Source organism: Flavobacterium sp. N3904, assembly GCF_025947305.1.
In the GTDB taxonomy this organism is placed as follows: Bacteria; Bacteroidota; Bacteroidia; order Flavobacteriales; family Flavobacteriaceae; genus Flavobacterium.
The window spans coordinates 936956-961900 of the sequence record NZ_CP110009.1 but is presented as its reverse complement, the minus strand read 5'-3'; the positions used below and the strand labels follow the sequence as shown (position 1 = coordinate 961900).

Genomic DNA, 24945 nt, shown 5'->3' with positions numbered 1-24945 from the left:
ATTATAATAAAAAATGTATTTTTGCAATCTTAATTCAATCTAAATAAGCTTTGCGAAAAACGATACATTCTCTCAAGAAAGGCCAAAAGGGCATTATACTGGATTTTGATATCGATGTTATCCCATTAAAACTCCTAGAAATGGGTTGTTTGCCTGGCAATGAAGTTGAATTACTTCAAATTGCTCCCTTTGGAGATCCTTTGTATTTGAATATTAATGGCTCTCATCTTGCCATTCGTATCGAAACGGCAAAACAAATAGGCGTTGAACTCATTAAAAACAAATAAAAATGAGTTTAAAAAACATTAACGTTGCTTTAATCGGGAATCCAAACGTAGGGAAGACGTCGGTTTTCAATCAGCTTACCGGTTTGAACCAGCAAGTGGGGAATTATCCTGGGATTACCGTGGAGAAAAAAATGGGTTTTTGCAAACTGCCCAATAATATCAAAGCGAATATTCTTGATTTGCCCGGAACCTATAGCTTAAATGCGAGTTCTATTGACGAAAGTGTTGTGATCGAACTTTTGCTTAATAAAAACGACCGCCTCTATCCAGATGTAGCTTTAGTGGTTACCGATGTGGAGAACCTAAAACGAAATTTACTGCTTTATACCCAAATAAAAGACCTTGAAATCCCAACCATTTTAGTCATTAATATGGCTGACAGGATGGAATACAAGGGCATTACTCTTGATATACCTTATCTTGAAGAACAATTAAAAACAAAAATCGCGCTAATTAGTTCTAGAAAAGGCTACGGAATTGAGGAATTAAAAAATTTAATCGTTAGTTATAGAACCATTTCAAGCGAACCTTGTTTGAATGCTTCAAGTATAGATGTTGACTATTTTAATAGTCTCCGAAATGCGTTTCCCAACCAGCCATTATACAAATTGTGGCTGGTGATAACACAAGATGTCAACTTTTTGAACTTGGAACGTAACGAAATTCGCAGTTCCTTTACCAAATCCCATTCGGATTTGAAACGATTGCAACAAAAAGAAACTATCAAACGCTATCAGTTCATCAATGATGTTCTAAAAGTGGGTATGAAAATTGACTCCAGTATTGCCAAAGATTTTCGAAGCAAATTGGACCGAATACTCACCCACAAAATATGGGGTTACGTAATTTTCTTCCTTATATTGTTTATTATTTTTCAGTCTATTTTTCAGTGGTCAAAAATCCCGATGGATTTTATCGACAGTACATTTGCCAGTTTAAGCACATTTGCCAGTGAACATTTACCTGCAGGAATGCTGACCGACCTTATTTCACAAGGAATAATTCCAGGAATTGGAGGTATTTTAATATTCATTCCGCAAATTGCCTTCTTGTTTTTATTCATTTCCATACTCGAAGAAAGTGGTTATATGAGTCGCGTGGTTTTCCTGATGGATAAAATTATGCGTCGATTTGGATTATCCGGAAAAAGTGTGGTTCCTTTAATTTCGGGAACCGCCTGTGCTATTCCGGCAATTATGGCGACTCGAAACATCGAAAACTGGAAAGAACGTCTCATCACAATTCTGGTAACTCCTTTTACTACTTGCTCCGCCCGACTTCCTGTTTATGCTATTATTATTGGGTTGGTTATTCCAGACACTTATGTTTTGGGAATATTAAATGTGCAAGGATTAACTTTGATGCTGTTGTATGTTATTGGTTTTGGAACGGCTATTTTGGCGGCTTATATTTTGAATAGTATTCTAAAGATAAAAGGCAAAACATTCTTTGTGGTAGAAATGCCCAACTACAAATTGCCCCTGTTCAAGAACGTAGCCATCAACGTAATCGAAAAAACTAAAGCATTCGTTTTTGGAGCCGGAAAAATCATTCTGGCAATATCGGTCATATTATGGTTTTTGGCTTCTTACGGTCCCGGAAAACAATTTAAAAACGCCGAAAAGATAATCCTAGAAAACACCAAAGCACATCCACTGTCTCCAGCCGAGTTCAATAATGCTGTGGCTTCCCAAAAACTGGAAAATTCCTATATTGGATTAATGGGAAAAACCATCGAACCTGTAATTTCACCTTTGGGTTACGATTGGAAAATAGGTATCGCCATCATCAGTTCGTTTGCGGCAAGAGAAGTATTTGTTGGAACCTTGGCAACCATATATAGTGTGGGAGGAACCGATAATGAAAACACCATAAAAAATAAAATGGCTGCAGAAGTAAATCCGGAGACTGGTGAAAAGATTTTCAACTTTGCCTCAGGAATTTCATTACTGCTATTTTATGCTTTTGCCATGCAATGCGCCAGTACGCTAGCAATAACAAAAAAAGAAACCAACTCTTGGAAATGGCCGGCTGGACAATTGGCGTTTATGAGTTCCTTGGCATATTTAGTCGCCTTGATCGCTTTCCAAATCCTAAAATAACGTATTATGGTTCAAGAAATAATAGCTTTTGTCATCCTAGTTGTTGCCCTTGCTTTTTTAATTCGAAAGTTTTTCTTCAAAAATAAGTCTGATAAAAACTGCGGGAGTGGCGATTGTGGCTGCAGTTAATAGGCTTTTAAACCTAAAAAAGAAAAAGCATTTTTTGTAAAACCAACATGTTTTTTTATCATTCGAAAATATTTCTATTAGGGGGTTTTTAAATCTTTGCCTCTCCAAAAGAAACGGAATACTCTAATTTCTACAGCAAAAGCATTTCATTACATTTTTTTGTGTTAAATTTATGTCGTTAATTTTCAATTACTTAAAGCTTAAATTTAAAAAACTCACTATTATGAAAAAAATGTTTATTAAAGGATTAGTTGTTTCAGGTGTGTTGTTATTTTTAATGTCCTGCAAAAAAGAAGAACCGCTAGTAAATGTTGACACCAACCAAATTAAAGAGCAAATTCAAGCTAAGGAAAATGAATTTGCGGAAACATTTAACGCTGGAATAATAAAAAACATTGGATATCACTCGGATGATGCCATAAGTTATCCGCAAAACAGCATGCCATTGGTAGGTAAAAAAGCAATTGTAGCCTATTTAAAATCCCATATGGATTCTATTTCTAAAAATCATAAAATTTCATTTAAAACCGATGAGGTTTTTGTATCAAATGATGCCAAACAGGTGGTAGAAATTGGATACTACAAAATAGTTGATTCTACGGCTGCCATTGTAAATTCTGGAAATTACATGTGTTTATTTGTAAAACGTGATGGTAAATATTATTGTTTAAGAGACATGAGTACCTCCGATTTGCCAAACGATTAAATGGATTTTACATTTTTTGATTATAATCAAGTCTATTCAAGCAAATTATTTCATTGTCTCTACAACATTTGGACAATTTAAAATTTTTATCCTCAATTATCCTAGATTTTTAGATATACAAAAACCCTGATAAAAATAAATTGTCAGGGTTTTTGTATTTTGTAAAAGAATTCTATTATCGTCTTCTTCCACCGCCACCGCCACCTCGGTAACCGCCACCGCCACCTCCAGATCTATAGCCACCACTACTTCCTCTATTAAAATTAGATCCGGAACCTGAACGTGAAGAACTCATTGAGTTGGAAGTGGATGGTCTCGATGAGGACGATCTATTAACATCACGTGTTGAAGCTGAAGCTCTGTTAGCGTCTCGTGTTGACGCTGAATTTCTATTTCCATTTCGATTAGAAGATGATTTATTATCACGGGTTGACGCCGAATTTCTATTTCCGTTTCTCGAATTATTATTATTTCTATTATTGTTTATGTTGTTGTGCGAAATTCTATTTGAACTGTTTCTACTGTTATTATTATAGTTTTTATAACTATTATGATTAACATAAACATTCGTATTGTGGTAGCCATAACCACCACCGTGATAATGATAATGATTATGACGGTAAATACCAACAGCCATTATTGTAAAAGCAGCAAAGTAAGGGGGATAATATCCATAGTAATATGGCGGATAGTAGGGTACATATGCTGGAGAATACACATATTGTACAATGGGAGCTTGTTCTACTATAACTGTTGTGGTTGATGCTGGCACATTCACGGTAACCGGATTGGATCCTGTATAGGCTGGATTTGCCGTTACTCCACCACTCCCTTTGGGGCTTGGTTCAACAATATAATCCTTTCCATACAAATCTTTATCACCAACAATTTGAAGCGTTACTTTTTTATTTTTATCTTTTGAGACTAAAATGACAGCTACATCTTGAGTTTCTGATTTGCTTATTGGGTCTCTAAGGATAAAAGTATAATCGTCGCCATCTTTCTTAGTTTCCACTTTGATAAAATCAACTTTTTTATCATCGTTTAAATCCAAATTATTGATTTTCGTTTTTCCGTCATTCAACGACTTTTCAAAATCTTCAATAGTTTTGGACTTTTGAAAGAGATCCAACACCGCATACAGATCTAGATTGTCACCAGGCAAACCCAGTTCTCCTGTATCACTTTCTGTTTGAGAAAAAGCTGTAAGACCAGTAAAACTCATCACTACAACTAAAAATGATAAATAGCTTATTTTCATTGTATTATGATTTAAAATTGTAATGTAAATATAGCAAACAAAAATCTAATAAAATAAATTATTGTGTAAAAAGCTATCTTACCGAAAATAGTTTCAAAGGATTTCAATGTGCAAACAATCAGGACTTTAAGCAGATAAATTAACAAAATTTAAATGATAATTAATCAGCTAATTCTTCAAAACTTCCGACATAGATTTACTGTCTTTTATTTTCAAAACCGTTGTGAAATTCACTAAATTATTTCTAGGCGTAAGATTCATTTGCAGGGATTCAAAATGTTTTAGAATTTTAAAATTCGCCTGTCTTTTGATAATAAACTTCCAGTCGGTTGGCTTTATTTTATCGAAATTAATTTGCAAAAAAGCGATTGCATTGATTGGCTTTATTTGACCCAACGGATTTGGTGAATTGGCTTGAAAGACCAAATTTTTTTTGTGTACACTGATATTGGTTTTTGCAAAAGGAAAATTTACGAATACGCGATCCTTATCAATTGCTTTTTGACTATTTAAATAATTAAATATTTTTTTTGTGTTATCACTCTGCATTGAAAAATAAAACGATGGTTCTCGGCTGGTATGAACAATAACTTTTTCAATTGCATTAAAATCATCATCGTAGGAATAACTAATGGACGAATCTTTTTTTTCGATAATGCGATATAGAATCAGCTCCATTTTTGTTGGGTTTTTGGAAATGATGGAATCCAAATCAAAACCGATTATTTTATTGATTTTGTCTTTATTTTGAGTGACTGATTTAAAGTTTCGAATCATTCCAAAATCAAAGCCCAAAGCAAATAAAGGGTTTTTATTTTGAGAGAATTGGATTTCTCTTCTGTATTTTGGTTTCAGTTTTAGTTGCCCTTCGGCAACAATTTCGTGATCTTCCAGTCTTATGGTTATGATTCCGTTTTTGTCTAAAAAATTGTTTTTTTTAAGCCATAGTGTAATCGCATTTGGAGTGCCAATCGTATTTTTAATTTTTTCAGCGTCTAAAAATTGGCTTTTTAGAAATAAATCTTCGGCAATTTTTACGGCAATTTCTTTTTCTTTCTCGCGAATTGAAGCACATAAAATTTGGCTTGAATGCTTAAGTATTAAAAGCCTTATATCTTTAGAATAATAATCGGTCATTCCGTTTTTAAGAACTGTTTTTCTAAAATGATATTTGTTCATTGCTTTTTCAAAATCGATTTCATTTTGAATTGCGGCCATACAGTAAAAAACAGTTTCGGGTTGGTTTTCAATATGGAAAAAGGCTAAATAATCGGAAGTTTTTACGCCAAAAGCCTTTAAATCAAAAAGTTTGTTAGTATTAGTATTTTCGGAGTTCTTCAGCCATTGAGAAGGTTTTTTAAGACTAGAGAAAACAAAATAATTGCGAATGTTCTTTAAATCCACCATCACCACTTGATCGGCATTTTGATGAATACAATTTTTTTCAAAATGTTTCTTGAATCCCAACCAATACAGAAAAGCCACACTTCCAACGATTATTAGAAGTATGACAATCCTCCAAAAATGGACTTTTATACGCTTTATGAAATTATTCAATACTAGGTTTTTCTTTTTTACTTTCGGTGTACATTTCATTGATTACATCAAAGAAATACTGCAAACTATTGACGTGATCGCCTTTTATAGAGTAAGTGAATTCTGTTACGATTGCTTCATTTTTAAATTTTGAGTCCATTGTAAATTCGCCTGCATTTTTTATAGCAATGTCAAAATAGTTGCTTTTTGAATCTTTCTCAAATTCGGTTTTGGAAGCTGCAATTATTTTTTGAAGATCCAACCAAGCCGAAGAATTATTTTTTGAAATTGATTTTTTGAAATCCGGATTTAAAGGCATTACCCTTTGCTGGATTAAGTTTTCTATGTTTTCTTTGACCGTTGTAAACATTACGACACCGTTTTTTAGACCAATGTATAGGTTTTCCAGCAGATTGTCTTTTTCAAAATGCAGAGTGTAATAGCCGTTTGTCATTTGGTAATCCGACGCCGTAAATTTGCTTTTGTTCAATGGAAGTTGAAGTAATTTGTTAAGAAACATTTCATTTTTGGTGCCAAAAAGAATAGTAAAATCGGGTTGTATTTCTTCCTTCGTGCCTTTGGTTTCTATTTGTTCATAATTCTCATCGTAGTCAATGTTTACAAACTCTCTTTGCACTTTTTTTAGATCATGAAGTACGAAAATGGCATCTTCGGGAAGGAGATCCGAGATGGCTTTCTCATCTAGAAAAATAGAGATAGCATCAATAATAACATCGGCTTCATGTGCTTTGGCTTCTTTGTCATACGATTGATAAACGGTATTCAGAGTGTTTTTTAAAACTTTGTATTCGTAGTTCATAATCGCTTCAGTATCCATAGAAATCGAATAATAGGCCAATACATTATTGCCTACATAATTCATAAGATTTTTGTCTATTTTTGAGTCAAACATTGCCTGAAATGATTTTTTGGTTTCTTCGTTTTTTGGTTTCATAACCTGATTTAGCCGAATTTTATCTTTTTCAAAATAGCCGTTCATATAGATATTACTGTCCAATATCCCATTTTTATAAATCCCCATCAAAGCAGCGTTTGCTCCGGCAAAACTGCTGTACAATTGGCTAGTCAAGGCATCCAAATCGGCAAAAACATAAAAATCGGCTTTTGGGTCGTTGTCTTTGAAAACGGTTGGTTGCAGCAGTTTTAATTCAGAACCGGAATTGAAGGTTTCCTTAAAAAGTAAAGCAACCGAAGCGTTGATTTTTATTGCTTCGATTGAATCTGTCTTTTTTTGTTCTATCTCTGCTAGTTTTTTATTGGTTTCTTCCAATTCGGCATTGGCTTTGTCTTGTGCGGCATATAATTCTTCTTCGGTTGGTTCAACAACTTCTGTTACTGGCGGGGCAACTTCTTTGGTTTTCTTTTTCCCTTTTTTTGATGTTTTCTTGTGTTTTGGGGGAGCGGGAGGCGGTGGAGGAGCTACTTCATCTGGCGATGGTAGTTCTTCGGTAAAAATCGGAGCATCAAAATTGATGGAGGCTGTATCTACAACCGCTGTACCGTAAGGGTCAGAATAATCATCTTTGTAGGTATATGGTTTGGTATAGCTTCCATTGACCATTATAGCAAACTTGTCATTCCAAGCCAAATGATGGTTTTTTGATGTTGAAATCGTTTTATAATTTTCTTGATTTTTTATTTTTATTGTGTCTCCGTATTTAGTCTGAATTAGTTTTTCAAAAAGAGCGGCATTATTTAGAGGAAGCAATATTGCATAACTCATCACAGAATCTTTGTTGATGTAGTATTGATACTGTTTTTCGTTGAAATCAATTCCGGTCTGATTTAAATCTTTGGGTAAAAATTTTAAATCTTTTTCTAATAAAGGCTGCATCCAAGGATAGTTTTGTATGGTTTGGAAAGGTACTTTATTGTTTAAATTTTTCCCATTAAAACACATTGCAAATGGCACATTTTCTGGAACTTTATAGGCTAAATCTTGTGCATTCAATCTTGCTGAGAGACAAATAACGAGTAATACTAAATAATTCTTCATGATTTTAATTGAGTGTAATTGTGTTTTCTATTTTTTCGCTTCCATTGATTACATTAATCACAGAGCCGTTTAGTTTGATTGCTTTATTGCTTTTTGAAGTAGTAGCGTTTTTGTTTGAAAAAGATTTTATAGTCGAATCAAATTTGTAAACCGAAGTGTATTTTGCTGTTTCAAAGATTTCTTTATTGGCTTTATCAAGTTTTTCATACAAAGCTTTTATGGGTACTTTCTGGCTTCGAATGAATTTTTTGTCGGTATAGGTAAAATAATCGGTAGTTATTTTTGGATCTAATTTTTTATTATTTTTTAGTTTCAAAAAAACGGCATTGAGATTGCTGATTTTTTCGAAATCCAAATCGACTATAAAAATATAATTCGTCAAGTCAATATTGGTTTTTACATTCGAAATCCCTGTGGTGTTTTGCGCCAAAGTTTCTAGTTTTGAGGCTTCTTTTCTGATTTCATCTTTGGATGGTATCGCATAACCGTTTACCTTTTCCATCTTTAAAATAGAATTAATCTTGCTCTTACTCTGACTGAAATTAATAGCAAAATTAAAATGCCCAGAACCGTCATCTTTCAATTTTACTTCTTCAATAACTTCAAAACAACTTTGAAATAAAAAGATAAAACACAATAAAGGAATAAAGTAAATCTTTTTCATGGCATGAATATGGCTACGAGGAATTTGCTTGAAGATTCGCAGTCAATTGTTTGCAAAGAAAAGGATATTATTTGTTTTTTTAGATTTATTTAGTACGTTTTTTAGGCTATTTTTTTGATTTTAACCTTTTTGACAGGGGTCTTCAGTGTAAATTTTAGCCAAAAATAACCAAAAGTTCCCGCCATAAATGAAGCAATCAATATGGCAATTTTTGAGTAAGTAATAACTTCTTCGCCATCTTCTTTGAAAGCCAATAAAGTAATAAAAATAGACATGGTAAATCCTATTCCGCCCAGCATTCCTGCTCCCAAGATGTCTTTCCATTTTAGATCTTTGGGCAAAGTACAAATTCCCAAAGTTACGGCAACAAAAGAAAATAACCAGATTCCCAACGGTTTGCCCACCACAAGACCCAGAATAATCCCAATAGAATTGGAATGGCTCAAACCCTCATGCCAACCAGGATTGATGGCGATACAAGTATTGGCAACGGCAAACAATGGAAGAATAAAGAAAGCAACGGGTTTATGAAGTAAATGCTGCAATCGATAGGAAGAGGTTTTTTTTCCACCATCACCAAACGGAATAACAAATGCCAATAACACGCCGGTAATGGTGGCGTGAACTCCGGAATTCAACATAAAATACCACATAAAAGCACCACCTATCAAATAAGGAATCAAGTTGTGCACTTTTCGTCGATTAAGAAAGAACAAGAAACCCATAATGGCAAGTGCAATGAGTAAATTATCATAAGCTATCGTTTTGGTATAAAACAGAGCAATTACAATTATGGCTCCTAAATCATCAATTACGGCGAGAGCTGTTAAAAATATTTTTAATGATGCAGGAACCTTGCTGCCCAATAAAGATAATATCCCAATCGCGAATGCAATATCGGTTGCCATTGGAATTCCCGCTCCGTTTTGAGTAATTGTTCCGTAATTTAATGCCAGAAAAATTCCAGCTGGTACAATCATGCCTCCCAAAGCTCCAAAAATTGGAAGAATCGCATTTTTGATATTGGCCAATTCACCATCATACATTTCGCGTTCCAATTCTAAACCAATAAGCAGAAAGAAAATAGTCATTAATCCATCATTAATCCAATGCGTGATAGAGTGATGTCCTATTTCGGTATTCCAAAAGGCAATATATTCGGTTTGAAAAACAGAATTGGCAAGGAATAAAGAAAGTATTGTTACAAAAAGGAGCAACAATCCACCAGCTTTTTCACTGTGGAAAAAGGCATCAAATGTTTTGGTTAATCTCATATCGAAAAGTCTGATTAAAATGGATTTGCTAATTTACGGATTGTATCCTAATTATTTTTGGTTAAATCCATAAACCGCATTTTTTTAATTATTTTTGAGATTCTAAATTACTACTCCGTATCATGGACATCAAAATTCTACACATAGACAGCAATCATCCTTTACTTTGGGAACAATTGGAAAAAGCTGGTTTTATCAATCATGCCGATTTTACTTCTTCAAAACAGGAAATTGAATCCAAAATTCAAGATTATCAAGGGATTGTGATTCGAAGCCGTTTTAAAATCGACAAGCAGTTTCTGGACAAAGCGACCAATTTGCAATTCATTGCTAGAGTGGGAGCCGGTTTGGAAAGTATAGATTGCGATTATGCAACGTCCAAGAACATTGCACTCATAGCCGCACCCGAAGGGAATTGCAATGCCGTTGCAGAGCATACTTTGGGAATGATACTATCACTTTTTAATAAATTGAATATAGCCGATAGCGAAATTCGGTCAGGAGAATGGAATAGAGAAAAAAATCGCGGATATGAACTCGACGGAAAAACAGTTGGGATTATTGGTTATGGAAATATGGGAAAAGCCTTTGCCAAAAAACTTCGTGGCTTTGATGTCGAAGTTTTGTGTTACGACATCAAAGAAAATGTGGGTGATGCCAATGCAAGACAAGTTTCGTTAGAAGAATTACAGCAAAAAACCGATGTACTGAGTTTGCATATTCCGTGGACAACCGAAACCGACAAAATGGTAAATTTGAAATTTATTAATGCTTTCGCAAAAGACATTTGGATTATCAATACTTCCAGAGGAAAGAACATCGTCACAGCCGATTTGGTTACTGCCATGCAAACGGGAAAAGTGCTTGGTGCAGGTCTAGATGTTTTGGAATACGAGAAATTATCATTCGAAACGCTCTTTAAAGACAAAAACACACCCGATGCTTTCCAGTATTTATTGGATGGGCGAAAAGTGATTTTGACCCCGCACATAGCTGGTTGGACCTACGAAAGCCATGAACGCTTGGCCCAAGTAATTGTAGATAAAATAAAAGCCTTGTATGGGAAGGCGTGATTGTGTAGGATTTTTAATTGTCTAAAAAATAGGAATTTGGGATATTTTTTATACATTAGACCACTATTAACCAACTAAAAATAAAATTATGATTGAATGGTACAAAAAAGTTGTTTTCGAGAATTATGCAAATTTTTCAGGGAGGGCTAGGCGCAGTGAGTATTGGTATTATTTATTGATGAATATGATTATTCTTGTTCTAGCTACTATTATTGATAGTTCAACAGGAATGAATTTTGAACCGTTGCCGTACGGTTATCTTTATGTTGCGTATGCATTGGCGACTTTTTTGCCAGGTTTCGCTGTGGCTGTAAGACGATTACATGACGTAGGTAAAAGTGGGTGGTTTTTCTTTATTATTTTAATTCCTTTAATAGGTTCAATTTGGTTGCTTGTATTATTCTGTCAAGAAGGAGATAGTGGGGCGAATGCATATGGTTCAGACCCGAAAAGTAGCTTTGAAGAAATAAATGAAATTGGTCAAACAGAATAAATTTTAGATTATGGAAAATTCAAAAAAAGAAGAATGGAATGCACCACAACCAATTCGTCAAGAAAACAAAAAAGTTGTAGCTGGAGTTTTAGCAATCGTTTTGGGCGGATTTGGGGTTCATAAATTTATTTTAGGATACACACAAGAAGGAATCATTCAACTTATTTTGGGTGTTGTAACTTGTGGTATTGGTGGGATAATTGGTTTAATCGAAGGTATAATATATCTGACCAAAACCGATGAAGAGTTTTACCAAACTTACCAAGTTGGAAAGAAAGGATGGTTTTAAACGTTTGAATTTTAATAAAAGATGAAACGAGACCGCAAAATACTCGGAATTATAGGGGCTATCATAACCCTTGTAATTCCGTTTTTTTTAATGATGCACAATCAGAATAATCATCTTGAAACTGATCAATCTTTATGTCCGTTCAAGATGCTTACCGGTTTTCCTTGTCCGGGTTGCGGAATAACCAAATCTTTGGTGTATTTCTATGAAGGAGATTTATACAAAAGCCTTCATTATCATGTTTTAGGGCCGTTTTTGGCTCTTTTTTGTGTGGTAACAATTGTAGTTTTAATTGCTGAATTAATCACCAAAAAAGAGTATTTCAATCGCGTTTTATACAATAAAAAATTGGCGTATGTTTTGGCTTGTTTTTTAATTTTTTATCAGATTGTGAGAATAACCTATTTTGTAGAAAACAACACCTACGATTCCATTTTAAAAGAATCCATTTGGAAATAAGCATAAAAAAATCCAGAATTTCTGGATTTTTTTTATAAATCTGCAATCTGCAATCTGCAATCTGCAATCTGCAATCTGCAATCTGCAATCTAAAATTTACTCTTCTTTATCATTCAGCTTACGTTCCAATTCAGTCTGGAATTCTTCCATCACGGGTTTCATTGTACTCTCCGGAATATCCGAAATCCGAATGTACATTAATCCATCAATAGCATTGTTGAATAACGGATCAACATTAAAAGCGACAAGTTTAGCGTTTTGTTTGATGTATTTTTTTATCAATACTGGAAGTCTCAAAATCCCTGGTTCCAACTCATCAATAAGTTTGTCGAATTTATTCAAATCGGCTTCCGCTTCGTCAAAAATAAAATCCTTATCGGCATCTTTCAGTTTGACTTTAAATTCTTTTTTCGGATGAATGTATTGTGCGATGTAAGGATCATAATAGTGTGATTTCATGAATTCAATCATCAATGATTTCGAGAAATCCGAAAATTGATTGCTGATACTCACTCCGCCCAACAAATATTTATGCTCTGGATAATGTAAAGTGGTGTGTATAATTCCTCTCCACAATAGGAACAATGGCATTGGTTTTTGCTGATATTCCTTAATTATAAAAGCCCTACCCATGTCTATGGACTTACTCATCATGTCATGCAATTCGGGTTCAAAACGGAAAAGTCCGTTCAAATAAAACCCTTCAATACCATATTTGGGAAAAATTTGAGATCCCAATCCCATACGGTAGGCTCCTGCAATTTGTTTGGTGTCGTCATCCCACAAAAAGAGGTGACGATAGTATTGGTCGTATTTGTCAATGTCAATGGATTCGTTTGTTCCTTCTCCAACTTCCCTAAAAGTAATTTCACGCAAACGTCCAATTTCATGAAGAATATTTGGAATTTGTTTGGCCTCGGCAAAAAAGACTTCATAGTTTTTACTTTGCAAAAGGCGGAGGTCTTTTGTTCGCAACGCAGTCACTTCGGCAATCATTTTTTCAGTGTTGGCTGGAGTTACAATCTTTTTAGGGCTTTTGGTCGGTTTCAAACTCGCCGTATTCAAAAAATTATTCTCTTTTTCGAAAGGATTGGCCAACATGTATGTTTTCTTTCTCAAAAACTCCGTGTAATCTTCGATTGATTCATGTTCGTTTTGTTCTGCAACCGAAATCGGTTTCCCAACACGTACCTTGATAATACGATCTTTCTGCGTCAATAACTCTGAAGGCAGTTTTGCTGTTCTTAAAGTGTCATTTATTTTGGATAGAAAATAAAACAAACGACTGTTTTTGGCATGAAAATAAATAGGGACAACAGGAACCTGAGCTTTTCGGATTACTTTTATTGCTCCTTCTTCCCAAGCTTTATCCACGACTAGTTTTCCATCTTTATAAGTAGAAACTTCACCTGCCGGAAACATACCCAAAGGTTTTCCGTCTCTAAGGTGACGTAGCGTTTCCTTAATTCCTACCACGCTGGATTTGGCGTCTTTGTGGTTTTCAAAAGGATTCACCGGCATAATATACGGTTTCATTGGGTCAATACGATGCAACAAAAAGTTGGCTATGATCTTGAAATTGGGTTCTCTTTCGAGCATTAATTTCAACAACAAAATACCATCAATTCCCCCAAGCGGATGATTTGAAATGGTAATATAGGCGCCATCTTTTGGTAATCGTTTAAAATCTTCTTCAGGAATTTCAAATTTAATTTGAAATTCATCCAATATGGCATTCAAGAACGGCAATTCTTTCAAATGCTTGTTCCTGTCGTATATTTGATTTAATGTCGAAATCTTCAAAACTTTCATCAACAACCAGCCCGAAAAAGTACCGAAAACGCCGTACTTGTCCGTGTTAATTGCCTTTGCAACTTCTTTCGCGGTAACTAAACCCATTTATTTTTTGTTTTTTGAGCAAGACACAAAGATAGCAAAATACTCCATTTTTTTATGTTTTTTTTTGATTCATTCTTTATACTTTTTATTACTTTTGGATTCGACAAAAAAAATATTTCGAATTTTAAATAAAAGTTTGAACCTTATATTTATGGGGAACAGCCCTTTTTTTTATTAAAACTTAAACATATAAATGAAGATAATCTCTTACAACGTAAACGGAATTCGCGCCGCTATCAACAAAGGATTTATCGAATGGTTGCAACATGCTAATCCCGATGTAATCTGTTTGCAGGAAATCAAAGCCACCGAAGAGCAAATTCCTGTTGCAGATATTACTGCCGCTGGCTATCCGTATCAGTATTATTATCCGGCTACCAAAAAAGGGTATAGCGGCGTTGCTATACTTTCAAAAACAAAACCCAATAACGTGGTGTACGGAACTGGAATTCAGCACATGGATTTTGAAGGTAGAAACCTTCGTGCCGATTTTGACGATTGCTCTGTGATGAGTTTGTACTTGCCTTCGGGAACCAATTTTGAACGATTGGATCATAAATTTATGTTTATGGACGATTTTCAAAACTACATTGATGAGCTCAAAAAAGAAATACCCAATCTTATCATTTGCGGAGATTACAACATTTGTCACGAGGCGATTGATATTCATGATCCAATCAGAAACAAAAATGTATCGGGCTTTTTACCCGAAGAAAGAGCGTGGCTAGACAAGTTTATGAAATCGGGATTTGTCGATAGTTTTCGCCATTTCAACAGCGAACCACACCAATATTCCTGGTGGAGTTACCGCGCCGGAGCTCGCGGGAATAACAAAGGTTGGCGTATCGATTACAATTTAGTGAGCGACTCCTTAAAACATAAACTCAAAAGAGCCGTTATACTGCCAGACGCCATGCATTCAGACCATTGCCCGGTTTTGGTTGAAATAGAATAAAAACAATTATAAATGTAAAAGAATGAAAGCTTTAAGGAGCTAATCCCGCTATCCGTTTCAATCTTTTTTTGGCTAAAAAAATAGCCCAAAAAAAGGATTTCCACTTCTATCGGGGCTAGGATAATACTTTTTACAAAAACTTTTGACCTCAAATACTACATATAAATATTAAAATTTAACCCAAATGATTAAAAAAATTTCAATCGGACTTTTAATTCTCGCACTGTCCACTTCCTGTGTTTCCAAGAAAATATACAATGATCTTGAAACCAAATTTGCCGATTTAAAAAAGGAAAACAGATCCATTTCTGATGAAAATGCAGCACTTTTGGCTTCCAAAAAACAATTGGAAACAGAGAAAGCCGCTTTGCAAGCCAATTTGGATGATGTTAATGCCAACTTGGCCAAAGTACAGGCCGATTATGCTGCTGCCCAAAACAAAATGAAAGTGCTACAAGATTCCTACGCTGCTTTAGAAAAAAACAGTAATGAATCGCTGGAAGCCAATATGAAAAAGAATCGTGAGTTATTGGCGCAACTAGATGCAAAAGCCAAAGCATTGGCACTGGAACAGGAAAAATTAACGGCAAGCAGTCAGCGTTTGAAAGAACTTGAAGATCTTATCGCTGCCAAAGAAGCAAGTATGAAAAAATTAAAAGAAACGCTTTCAAAAGCACTAAATGGTTTTGAAGGCAAAGGCTTGACAGTAGAACAAAAAAACGGAAAAGTTTATGTTTCTATGGAGAACAAATTGCTTTTCAACTCGGGTAGCTGGGCTGTAGGTTCTGAAGGTAAAAAAGCAGTTGTTGAAGTTGGGAAAGTGTTGGGCGATAATCCTGACATCTCAGTATTGATAGAAGGTCACACTGATAATGATCCGTACGAAGGTTCTGGACCAATAGCGGATAACTGGGATCTTTCGACCAAAAGAGCTACGGCGATTGTTACTATTTTGGGAGAAAACAAAAAAGTAAACAAACAAAATCTTACTGCTGCTGGAAGAAGCGAATATTCACCATTGGCAAGCAATGCTACTGCCGATGGAAAAGCCAAAAATCGTAGAATCGAAATTATTTTGACTCCAAGATTGGACGAAATTTCAAAAATGTTGAATGACTTTTAGCAAATGAATTTAAGTTGCTGAGATACTAAGACTATAGGTTTAGAAAAGGTTCGCGTGAAAACGTCGAACCTTTTATGTTAATATTAGGAAATGTCAAACCAAAAAAGAAGAACTAATTTTTATCTTTGCTTTCAAAAAAACTTAGTCCCGATAGCTATCGGGATAGTTTCTTAGCCACTTAGCCACTTAAAAAAATGAAATACACTACATTACCCAATACCGATATAAAAGTCAGCAAAATATGTCTTGGCACCATGACTTTTGGTCAACAAAACTCAGAATCTGAAGGACACGCCCAGATGGATTATGCACTGGAAAAAGGCGTTAACTTTTTTGACACTGCCGAGATGTATTCTATTCCAGGAAAAAAAGAAACCTACGGAAGCACCGAAAAAATTATTGGCTCATGGTTCAAGAAAACTGGGAAAAGAGACGAAGTGGTTTTGGCTTCCAAAATTGCTGGTCCAAGTCCTATTTTCGGTTATATGCGCGAAAAATTAGATTTTTCACCAGCTAGTATTCAGTATGCTTTGGACAATAGTTTGCAACGCCTTCAAACCGATTATTTGGACCTTTATCAATTGCATTGGCCAGAACGAAAAACCAATTTTTTTGGACAAAGAGGTTTCAAAGTTCAAGACGATGCTTGGGAAGACAATATCCATGCTGTTTTGGAAGCCTTGGATGGTTTTGTCAAAGCGGGTAAAATCAAGCACATTGGAGTTTCCAATGAAAATCCTTGGGGAATGATGCGTTTTCTCGAAGAAAGTAAATACCATAATTTGCCAAGAATTAAAACCATTCAAAATCCGTATTCGTTACTGAATCGCCTTTTCGAAAATGCGTCAGCCGAAGTTTGTCTTCGCGAAAATGTGGGATTATTGGCGTACTCACCTTTGGCTTTTGGTGTTCTGTCAGGTAAGTTTTTGACAGGCGAAAGTCATCCCAACGCACGATTGAGTTTGTTTCCTCAATATTCAAGATACAGTAGTGCCAAATGCACCGAGGCTACTCAATTATATCAAGAATTAGCACATAAAAACGGATTGACTTTGACGCAACTTGCTTTGGCATTTGTAGAACAGCAACCCTTTTTGACCAGTACAATTATTGGTGCAACAACAATGGAACAACTTAAAGAAAATATTGCCACAATTGATGTTGTATTATCGAACGATATCCTAAAAGAAATAGATGCTGTGCAGGCTGTTATTCCCGATCCAGCACCATAATATCGAAATAAACAAAATAGAAAAACCTGCCAGTCTTCAAACGTTGGCAGGTTTTTTTATGACAAATTTTTGGATTTATTATTTCACAACTAATTTGTAGTTTGAAACATTGCCTTCTTTGTTTTTGATGCTTACAATATAAAGACCTTGAGACAAATTATCCATTTTGACAGTGTTTAAATTTTTATCTTCAGCCTTTTGTTTCAGTAATAATTTGCCGTCCAAATCATAAATCATAACTTCTGCGGGATAATTTTCATTGGAGTTTTGAATAATGATTTCGGATTTTGCTGGATTCGGATAAACTGAAAAAGCAATCTTCTCATTTGAGTTTAGTCCCAAAGAAGTGTCGGTAATTTTATAAATAGCACCATTATTTATAGCTGCGACGTATAATTCCCCAGCATTATCTTCCCCAAAAGTCGAAAAATTATTTCCCCCGTACATACTAGAATAAGTAAGAGTTCCATTATCTGTAAGCATGCCTATCTTTGGATCACAATAATCGGTAAAGAAATACAGCCCTTTAAATTTAGGATATGTAGTTCCATTATACACATAGCCTCCGGTTATTGAACATGCTCCAGTATTGTGATTTATGGTCTTTAGTGGAAATTTCATAGTTGATTTTGGAGCACAACTTGCAGTATTGTAGTCGTTATCTCCTTCATAACAACGCCAGCCATAGTTCAATCCAGATTGTGATGAAGGGGCACTATTAATTTCTTCTATTTGACCTTGACCGACATCTGCAATCCATAAATTTCCAAGGGTTTTGTCAAAGGAAAATTTCCATGGATTTCGAAGTCCAATCGCCCAAATTTCATCGGCACCGGTAATTCCTACGTATGGATTTCCAGAAGGAATAGAGTATGGATTCCCTGAATTTACATCAATGCGAAGCATTTTTCCTAGCAACTCATTTATATTTTGAGCTCGGTTTCCAGGGTCTCCACCGTCTCCACCGTCTCCCATGCCAATATACAAATAACCATCTGGTCCAAACTTTAGAGTTCCTCCATTATGATTTGTATAAGGTTGTGCAATGGTTAAAAGAATAATTCCACTTGCTGCATTTGCAATGTTTGGATTTCCCGAGCTAACAGAGTATTTGGCAATCACAGTATTTCCCGCCAAGTTGATGTAGTTAATAAAGAAAAAACCATTCGTAGCATAATTGGGATGAAAAGCCAATCCAAGTAAACCTCTCTCACCACTGTTAGTTATTAAACTTGAAATGTTGAGGAAAGGATTTGGATTGGTCGTTCCGTCGGAATTTAGGATTTTTATAATACCCCCTTGCTCTACGACGAATAACCTACTGTCACCCGCATTTGTGATTTCCAGTGGTCTTGTAAAACCTGTCGCAAAAGTTTGAAGTCCGATCGTTTGTGAGTAAGAAAAATTTAAACAAAACAATGTGAGAAATAATAAAGCTATTTTCATAATCAATTGTTTTTAAAGTTATAGTCAAATTTATAAAATAAAAACAATTTAAATTACATTTAAAAAACTGATTTTTATATAGTTACGTGATGTTGATAGGAGTTAGATTGTTTTTTATTCTAAAAACACTGAGCCAGAAATAAAAGCATCATGAAGCAAGTAGCGCGGTTTAAACCATAAAGCAGAGCTTTCAAAATTAATAAATGCCAGCAAACTTTGTGATTTGCGGGGATTCTTTAAAACAAATACCCCTTCGTTTACAAATTTTCTATAACCTGATCTTTAGGATAGCGAACTTTGTAACTAATCCTAATTTTCTTAGTTTCATTCGGTTTCATTTGCAATTGCCAAGAGAGAATTCCAGTTTCCAGATTTACTTTGGCATTATCACTTTGCAGTAATTCAACTTCAATATCTTTATTAGAACTCAGCGGATATTGGTCTTTCAATAACATTTCAATCGCTTCTTTCTTGTTGTTTCTAATAGTGATATCAAAGGTGAAAGTTTGCTCTTTCTTGGAAGATAAAAACTTGGTTCCCGATTGATCCACAACTTTCTCTCGTTTGATGGTCACTTTTTTATCACGACCCATACTCAAACTCAAAGTGTCACTTGTTTGGCTCGGCTCTATAAAAGTTTTCCCCACATACATGCCTTCAAAAATGATATTGGCTTCACCTCTTAGTAGGTTGTATTTGCTGTAATCTATAATTTCAGCCAGTAAAAACGCATCTTTTTCTGCTTTTGGCACGGCATAAAATTTATACGATGCGGGAAGCTTGATTTCTTTTAGCGAAACGCTGTGCACTTTTCCATTAGACAAAATATCGTAAGGGATATCGATGTCAAAAGAGACGTTCAGTTGGTTTTCAGATACTGTGGTGTAGTTTGAAATTGTTGATTCTGATTGCATAATCGGTTGTGCCTCCATTTGACCTTTGGCGTCCATATCATTTTGAACATTTGATGCATAACCCAATGATTTTTTGTCACGCTTTATGCCATACCCAGTAACAACAACTTCACTCAGATTCGGCCTGTAATTCAAGAACCAAGAATTCAACAAAGGCGCTTGATTGTTTTGATTGGGAACTCCGCTGGACAAAGTTAGTTTTACTTTTTTCCAATCGATTCCTGTGTTTTGAATAACCTGTGCTTTGTACATCATATTGATTGGAGCTGTTACACTTTCGGTACGTAAATCATAAAAAGGAGTCCAAGAAGCATTATTCGACAAATAAGTAATATCTAGCGGAACGGCTCCAGCCAAATTATTCATCACTTGAACAATCAATTTTCCAGATGAGGTTTTCTCTTCTTTGCTCGTATCTACTTCGAGTTTGTTGTTCAGTTTTTGAAGGATCTCATTCAGTTTTTGTTCTTTTTCGGTTAACGCATTTATGGTATTGGCGATTTCGGTCTGTTTGGCTTTGTAATACTCGACCATTTTCATTAATTCCATCACATTCAAACCCGAATTTACTCCTGAAACTTGTTGGTTTTTGTCTAAAAGAGCCAGTGTTTTGGTTTCCGCATTTTTGGTATTACCTATTTTTAAAATCTCTTTTTGTACCAAAATAATACTGTCTTTTACTTTTTTTAAGGCGGGCGATTTTAAATCTATTTCATATTCCGAAACATAATCATTGGTGAATTGAACAGAAAGTACTGTTACAGATGCTGGTGCACCTATTTGAACCGAATTTTCATTTAAGTCAACAGCTACGTTTTTGATAACAATTTCACTCGTTCCCAGCGGTAGATTTACGTTGGTGGTTTGCGAAATTTCGGCAGCATTAAAATACACTGTTGCTGCTTTTACTTTGGCGGTGGTGAAAATTGGTTTTTGTGCCAAAGCAATAGCGGTAACCAATAAAAAGGCAGATAATACTGTTTTTTTAAGCATAAGTAGGTGTTTTAATTTTTAGAAGATATCTATTACAAATAACGTGTTTTTTAAATATATAAGTCATATAAATAAGTTAAAGACTTTACTGCTTTTATATGACTTATATGTTGAAATTTTTTTATTGCTCCACCGTATAGCCTTTTGCTTTCGCTAAAGCTACAATTGAAGTATTGATTGCATTTCCCAAATCGTCTTGTGATTTTGTTTTTTTGGCTTCGGTATCAATATATTGTTGGCGTTTTTTGGCCAATTCCCCAATTTCTTTTTGGATTATCTCTCTTTCTTTAGCTTTTTGGGTAACAATCACTTCCACTTCGGCTTCCGATTTGTTTTGAAGTTCAACTGGTAATTCTGTTTTTTTAATTTTTGCAATGGCTTTTGGGTCTTCTTTTACCTTGTCAACTAAGTCCCAGCTTTCATTTTTGTATACTGCTTTGGATTTGCTTACGGCACGCTCGGCATAATTTGCAGAGGAAACTCCTTGTGCATTTTTGTCTTGTGCTTCCTGATTCATTTTTTTGGAAGAACCTTTTGCTCCATAACCAATGTAGGTGTTATTAATTTTTACGTTGCATTTGGATATTTGATCGTCATAAGGCGTTGATACGGATTGAACTGATAAGTTGGAATCAATGTTGAAGTATTTTCCTTTTCCATAATCGGCTCCGTCTTTCCAAAAGGTGTTAATACCTTCCGTACTGCTTCCGCAGAAAATAGTGTTCACATAAATATCGTTTTTCATAGCGTCGCTTATGGCTTCTTTGTAGTTTATTCCGCCTTGGTTGAAAGCTTCGTTTCCAGCAATGTAGATGAGTTTCATATTACTGTTTGCTTTGCCCCATTGTAATTTTTGAGTGGCATCTTGAATTACGGCTCCGCAATATTCGTTGCCCCCATTGGTTTTTAGAGCAAATAATTTTTCAGAAATCAAGTCCAAGTCGGTGGTGAGTGGCGTAACTTGTCGAATGTAATTGGATTGTTGTGCCAAACCGTCGTTGCCATATTCATACAACGCAATTTCGATATCCGGAGTTTTGCCTGAATATTTTAGAGTAGTCAAGGTGTTGACAATATTCCAAAGTCTCGATTTGGCTTGATCGATTAATCCGTCCATGCTGTTGGAAGTGTCTAGTAAAAGAGCCACTTGAATTTTGGTATTTTCTGAAGTTTTTGGTTTTTCTGTTCCATTGTTTTTTATCGGTTTTGCATTGGAAGAATTGCAACTTGCAAAAGAAAGTGTGGTTGCCAATAGTGCGGAGATAAATAGCGTCGATTTCATGATTTCTAGTTTTTAAAGGTTGATTACAGACCAAACTTAAAAACTAAAAACACTCGTTTTTTGAACAAATGGTGAAACGGCCTTTTGACTTGGTGAAACGAGTTGTAAAAGGAATTTAAAATACTTTACTTTACATAATTAATCTGAAAGTTGCTAAGAGGTTGATTTTCTGATTGCTTAGTGATATAAATTCCGAGTATCTAAATTTAAAAAAATAAAAAATGCGTTCAAAAGGTAAATGTTTTACTTTTTTAATATTAGTTCTGGTAATGCCATTTGCTGTTATGGCTCAGGATTCTATATCAAAAAAGAAATCGATGCCGGCTTCTAAGATGAGTAAAGTGAGTAATGATTTAAAAAAATCTTTGGAGGTAAATGACGAAGCTCAAATTGCCCAGAATTATGAACGATTGGCAAATGAATTTCTAAATAAAAGTGACAATGCCAAAGCCGAAGAATATTTTAAAAAAGCCATCACCAGTTACACCAAATTAAAGTTGGTTGATGATAAAACCCGTGTAACTAGGAGTCTTGCCAAAGTTCAGGAATCCCAGAAAAAATATAATTCGGCTATTGAAAATTACGACAAGGCGAGTTCAATATCCGCAGATAAAAGCATCGAAAAAATAAACGAAAATGATGCCAATCGTTTGAGGTCAGTGGCAAGTCCAGTGGCTCAGGAAAGTTATGTAAATTCGAATATAGAGTTGCTCAAAAAAGAAAATAAAGAAGAAGAAGTTTCGGCGGCTTATGTTCAAAAAGCCGAGAATTCTTTGAAACAAAAAAACAAGGAAGTCGCGATAGAAAGTTACAATCAGGCGCTCACTTACGCAAAAGGAAAACCGGCAGCGATCATCAAAATCAATAATGAAATTGCCAAGGTTTACGCTTCAGACAATCAATTTGATAAAGCGATAGACATCAACGAAAAACTTTTGAAGGAAGCCAAAACCAAAGAAGATTTCAATACTCAAATTAAACAATTACAATCTTTGGCAACTCTTTACTTTAAAAAAGAAGAGCCTAATAAAGCCATTACCGCATTGGAGGAAGCCTTTGTTTTGGCATTGCAAAAAGGAAATTCTGCCGAAGCCAAAAAGAGTTTGATTTCGTTAACTCAGTATTACAATAAACAAGGAAAGAACAAGGAAAGTTTGGCTTTGTACGATCAATTTATACAAAATTTTGATCAATTAGTGCAATCAGACACGACTTTGATGGATACCAAAGCATTTCAGGTTAGCGAAGATAAAATTCGTCAATTGGAAAAAGAAAAATCACTGAAAGATGAGCTAATCACAAAGAAAAACACTTTTAATTATTTTCTTTTGGGCTCGATTGGATTGCTTTTACTATTGTTTATATGGATAGTAAAAACGCTTTTTTCGATTAAAACAAAGAATAAAGAAATCGCCTTGCAGTCGTTGCGTCGTGAAATGAATCCGCATTTTATTTTCAACAGTCTCAATAGTGTGAACCAATTTATATCCGAGAACAAAGAATTGGAAGCCAATAAATACCTGACTTCGTATTCGAATTTGATGCGAAATACGATGGAGAATTCCAATAAGGATTTCATTACCTTGGATAATGAATTGGAGCAATTAAAAAAGTATTTGGAGTTGGAACATTTGCGTTTTCAGGATAAATTTGATTTCAAGATAAGTGTTGACCCAGAGTTGGATGCGGAAAGAACGATGGTTCCCAATATGATTATTCAGCCTCATTTGGAGAATGCCATTTGGCACGGATTACGTTATTTGGATTTCAAAGGCTTATTGCAGTTTCAAGTTCAGTTAGTGAATGGGAAAGTGGCAATTCGTATCGAAGATAATGGTATTGGCTTGACCAAAAGTCAGGAGCTTAAAACGAGCAATCAAAAAGCGCATGAATCACGGGGAATGAGCAATACGAAAGAGCGTATTGGTTTACTCAATGAATTGTACAAAAGGAATATTACATTCCAAATTGCTGAGAAAGCCTTGCCAGAAACAGGAACCATAGTTGAAATTGTTTTTCCATTAATTGATAAAATAGGATGAATTTTCAAAAGATAAAAAGCGTCATTGTCGAAGACGAATTGGCGGCACGAGAAGTGCTCAAAAATTATTTGAGTAAATATTGCCCGCAAGTTGAGGTTATTGGCGAAGCCCAAAATATAAAAGAAGCCGTTCCGCTGTTGCATGAATTACAGCCACAACTAGTTTTTCTAGATGTCGAAATGCCTTTTGGAAATGCTTTTGATGTGCTGGAAGCCTGCAAAGATTTGCATTTTGAGACTATTTTTGTAACGGCTTTCTCGGAATATTCTTTGAAAGCGTTAAATCAAAGTGCGGCCTATTATTTGTTGAAACCCATTAGCATTGAAGAATTAATCGTTGCAGTAAACAAAGTGCATCATCAAATTCTGAATCACGAAATCTTTAACAGAAACAAGATAATCGTTGAAAATTTTAAGGAAACAAAGCCCGAGAAACAACAGGTAATTTTACCAACATTGGAAGGTTTTGAAGTTGTTAAAATGGAAGAAATTGTTCGTCTTCGCGGTAACGGTAATTTCACCGATTTGTATCTCCATAACGGAAGCAAGAAAATGGTCTGTCGTTTTTTGAAACATTTCTCAGAAATCTTGCCTTTGCCATTTATCCGCGTTCACAAATCACATATCATCAATTTGAATTGCGTGAAATCGTATAATAAGGGTGGAATTATTACCCTAAACGATGCCACTGAAATTGAAGTTTCCCCGACTTACAAAGAGGATTTTTTGAGGAATTTTAAATAAACTTAACCGCAAAGAGCGCTAAGCTT

22 protein-coding genes are annotated in these 24945 nt (G+C 35.0%); 13 read left to right on the top strand and 9 right to left on the bottom strand.

What is annotated here, in order from left to right:
* Positions 1–50: 50 nt before the first annotated feature.
* The 4 genes from OLM57_RS03865 to OLM57_RS03850 all read left to right on the top strand — a co-directional run bounded on the left by OLM57_RS03865 (position 51) and on the right by OLM57_RS03850 (position 3224).
* Positions 51–287 carry a FeoA family protein gene (locus OLM57_RS03865; RefSeq protein WP_264565926.1) on the top strand — a complete coding sequence of 79 codons (237 nt, stop codon included), beginning with the start codon at positions 51–53 and terminating at the stop codon, positions 285–287.
* A 2-nt stretch (positions 288–289) separates the two neighbouring features.
* The gene (gene feoB, locus OLM57_RS03860; RefSeq protein WP_264565925.1) at positions 290–2389 is read left to right on the top strand and encodes a ferrous iron transport protein B; all 2100 of its coding nucleotides are present in this window, start codon (positions 290–292) and stop codon (positions 2387–2389) included.
* Positions 2390–2395: 6 nt separating this feature from the next.
* Positions 2396–2518: a FeoB-associated Cys-rich membrane protein gene (locus OLM57_RS03855; RefSeq protein WP_264565924.1), complete on the top strand. Its 123-nt coding sequence runs from the start codon at positions 2396–2398 to the stop codon at positions 2516–2518.
* 223 nt (positions 2519–2741) lie between these two features.
* Positions 2742–3224, top strand: coding sequence for a YybH family protein (locus tag OLM57_RS03850; protein WP_264565923.1), 483 nt, complete (start codon positions 2742–2744; stop codon positions 3222–3224).
* Positions 3225–3399: 175 nt separating this feature from the next.
* On the opposite strand, the gene OLM57_RS03845 is transcribed toward OLM57_RS03850, so the two are convergent.
* From OLM57_RS03845 to nhaA, 5 genes are all read right to left on the bottom strand, one after another.
* Positions 3400–4485: a hypothetical protein gene (locus OLM57_RS03845; protein ID WP_264565922.1), complete on the bottom strand. Its 1086-nt coding sequence runs from the start codon at positions 4483–4485 to the stop codon at positions 3400–3402.
* Positions 4486–4653: 168 nt separating this feature from the next.
* Complete coding sequence (locus OLM57_RS03840; protein ID WP_264565921.1) at positions 4654–6042, bottom strand: hypothetical protein; 1389 nt, start codon at positions 6040–6042, stop codon at positions 4654–4656.
* Positions 6035–8038 carry a DUF4836 family protein gene (locus OLM57_RS03835; RefSeq protein WP_264565920.1) on the bottom strand — a complete coding sequence of 668 codons (2004 nt, stop codon included), beginning with the start codon at positions 8036–8038 and terminating at the stop codon, positions 6035–6037. The genes OLM57_RS03840 and OLM57_RS03835 overlap by 8 nt, the downstream gene beginning before the upstream one ends.
* A 4-nt stretch (positions 8039–8042) precedes the next feature.
* Complete coding sequence (locus OLM57_RS03830) at positions 8043–8702, bottom strand: hypothetical protein (RefSeq protein WP_264565919.1); 660 nt, start codon at positions 8700–8702, stop codon at positions 8043–8045.
* 101 nt (positions 8703–8803) lie between these two features.
* Positions 8804–9976, bottom strand: a complete 1173-nt coding sequence (gene nhaA / locus OLM57_RS03825; protein ID WP_264565918.1) for a Na+/H+ antiporter NhaA — start codon at positions 9974–9976, stop codon at positions 8804–8806.
* Between the two features lie 122 nt (positions 9977–10098).
* On the opposite strand from nhaA, the gene OLM57_RS03820 reads away from it, so the two are divergent.
* From OLM57_RS03820 to OLM57_RS03805, 4 genes are all read left to right on the top strand, one after another.
* On the top strand, positions 10099–11049 hold the full coding sequence (locus OLM57_RS03820; protein WP_264565917.1) for a 2-hydroxyacid dehydrogenase: 951 nt from the start codon (positions 10099–10101) through the stop codon (positions 11047–11049).
* A gap of 88 nt (positions 11050–11137) precedes the next feature.
* Entirely contained in the window at positions 11138–11542 is a 405-nt protein-coding gene (locus OLM57_RS03815) for a DUF805 domain-containing protein (protein ID WP_264565916.1), read from the top strand.
* 10 nt (positions 11543–11552) lie between these two features.
* Positions 11553–11831, top strand: a complete 279-nt coding sequence (locus OLM57_RS03810) for a TM2 domain-containing protein (protein WP_264565915.1) — start codon at positions 11553–11555, stop codon at positions 11829–11831.
* Positions 11832–11852: 21 nt separating this feature from the next.
* The gene (locus tag OLM57_RS03805; protein ID WP_264565914.1) at positions 11853–12290 is read left to right on the top strand and encodes a DUF2752 domain-containing protein; all 438 of its coding nucleotides are present in this window, start codon (positions 11853–11855) and stop codon (positions 12288–12290) included.
* 96 nt (positions 12291–12386) lie between these two features.
* On the opposite strand, the gene OLM57_RS03800 is transcribed toward OLM57_RS03805, so the two are convergent.
* Positions 12387–14189 carry a lysophospholipid acyltransferase family protein gene (locus OLM57_RS03800; protein WP_264565913.1) on the bottom strand — a complete coding sequence of 601 codons (1803 nt, stop codon included), beginning with the start codon at positions 14187–14189 and terminating at the stop codon, positions 12387–12389.
* Between the two features lie 193 nt (positions 14190–14382).
* On the opposite strand from OLM57_RS03800, the gene OLM57_RS03795 reads away from it, so the two are divergent.
* From OLM57_RS03795 to OLM57_RS03785, 3 genes are all read left to right on the top strand, one after another.
* Positions 14383–15144 (top strand): exodeoxyribonuclease III, encoded by a 762-nt coding sequence (locus tag OLM57_RS03795; protein ID WP_264565912.1) that lies wholly within the window; start codon positions 14383–14385, stop codon positions 15142–15144.
* A gap of 184 nt (positions 15145–15328) precedes the next feature.
* Positions 15329–16267 (top strand): flagellar motor protein MotB, encoded by a 939-nt coding sequence (locus OLM57_RS03790; RefSeq protein ID WP_264565911.1) that lies wholly within the window; start codon positions 15329–15331, stop codon positions 16265–16267.
* Positions 16268–16461: 194 nt separating this feature from the next.
* On the top strand, positions 16462–17499 hold the full coding sequence (locus OLM57_RS03785) for an aldo/keto reductase (protein ID WP_264565910.1): 1038 nt from the start codon (positions 16462–16464) through the stop codon (positions 17497–17499).
* Positions 17500–17577: 78 nt separating this feature from the next.
* Here the strand turns inward: OLM57_RS03785 and OLM57_RS03780 are convergent, their stop codons facing one another.
* From OLM57_RS03780 to OLM57_RS03770, 3 genes are all read right to left on the bottom strand, one after another.
* Positions 17578–18945, bottom strand: coding sequence for a PQQ-dependent sugar dehydrogenase (locus OLM57_RS03780; RefSeq protein ID WP_264565909.1), 1368 nt, complete (start codon positions 18943–18945; stop codon positions 17578–17580).
* 257 nt (positions 18946–19202) lie between these two features.
* On the bottom strand, positions 19203–20852 hold the full coding sequence (locus OLM57_RS03775) for a DUF4139 domain-containing protein (RefSeq protein ID WP_264565908.1): 1650 nt from the start codon (positions 20850–20852) through the stop codon (positions 19203–19205).
* A gap of 121 nt (positions 20853–20973) precedes the next feature.
* Positions 20974–22134, bottom strand: coding sequence for a vWA domain-containing protein (locus OLM57_RS03770; RefSeq protein WP_264565907.1), 1161 nt, complete (start codon positions 22132–22134; stop codon positions 20974–20976).
* Between the two features lie 221 nt (positions 22135–22355).
* On the opposite strand from OLM57_RS03770, the gene OLM57_RS03765 reads away from it, so the two are divergent.
* Positions 22356–24176 (top strand): histidine kinase, encoded by a 1821-nt coding sequence (locus OLM57_RS03765; RefSeq protein WP_264565906.1) that lies wholly within the window; start codon positions 22356–22358, stop codon positions 24174–24176.
* Complete coding sequence (locus OLM57_RS03760; RefSeq protein ID WP_264565905.1) at positions 24173–24919, top strand: LytR/AlgR family response regulator transcription factor; 747 nt, start codon at positions 24173–24175, stop codon at positions 24917–24919. The genes OLM57_RS03765 and OLM57_RS03760 overlap by 4 nt, the downstream gene beginning before the upstream one ends.
* The last annotated feature ends 26 nt before the right edge of the window (positions 24920–24945 follow it).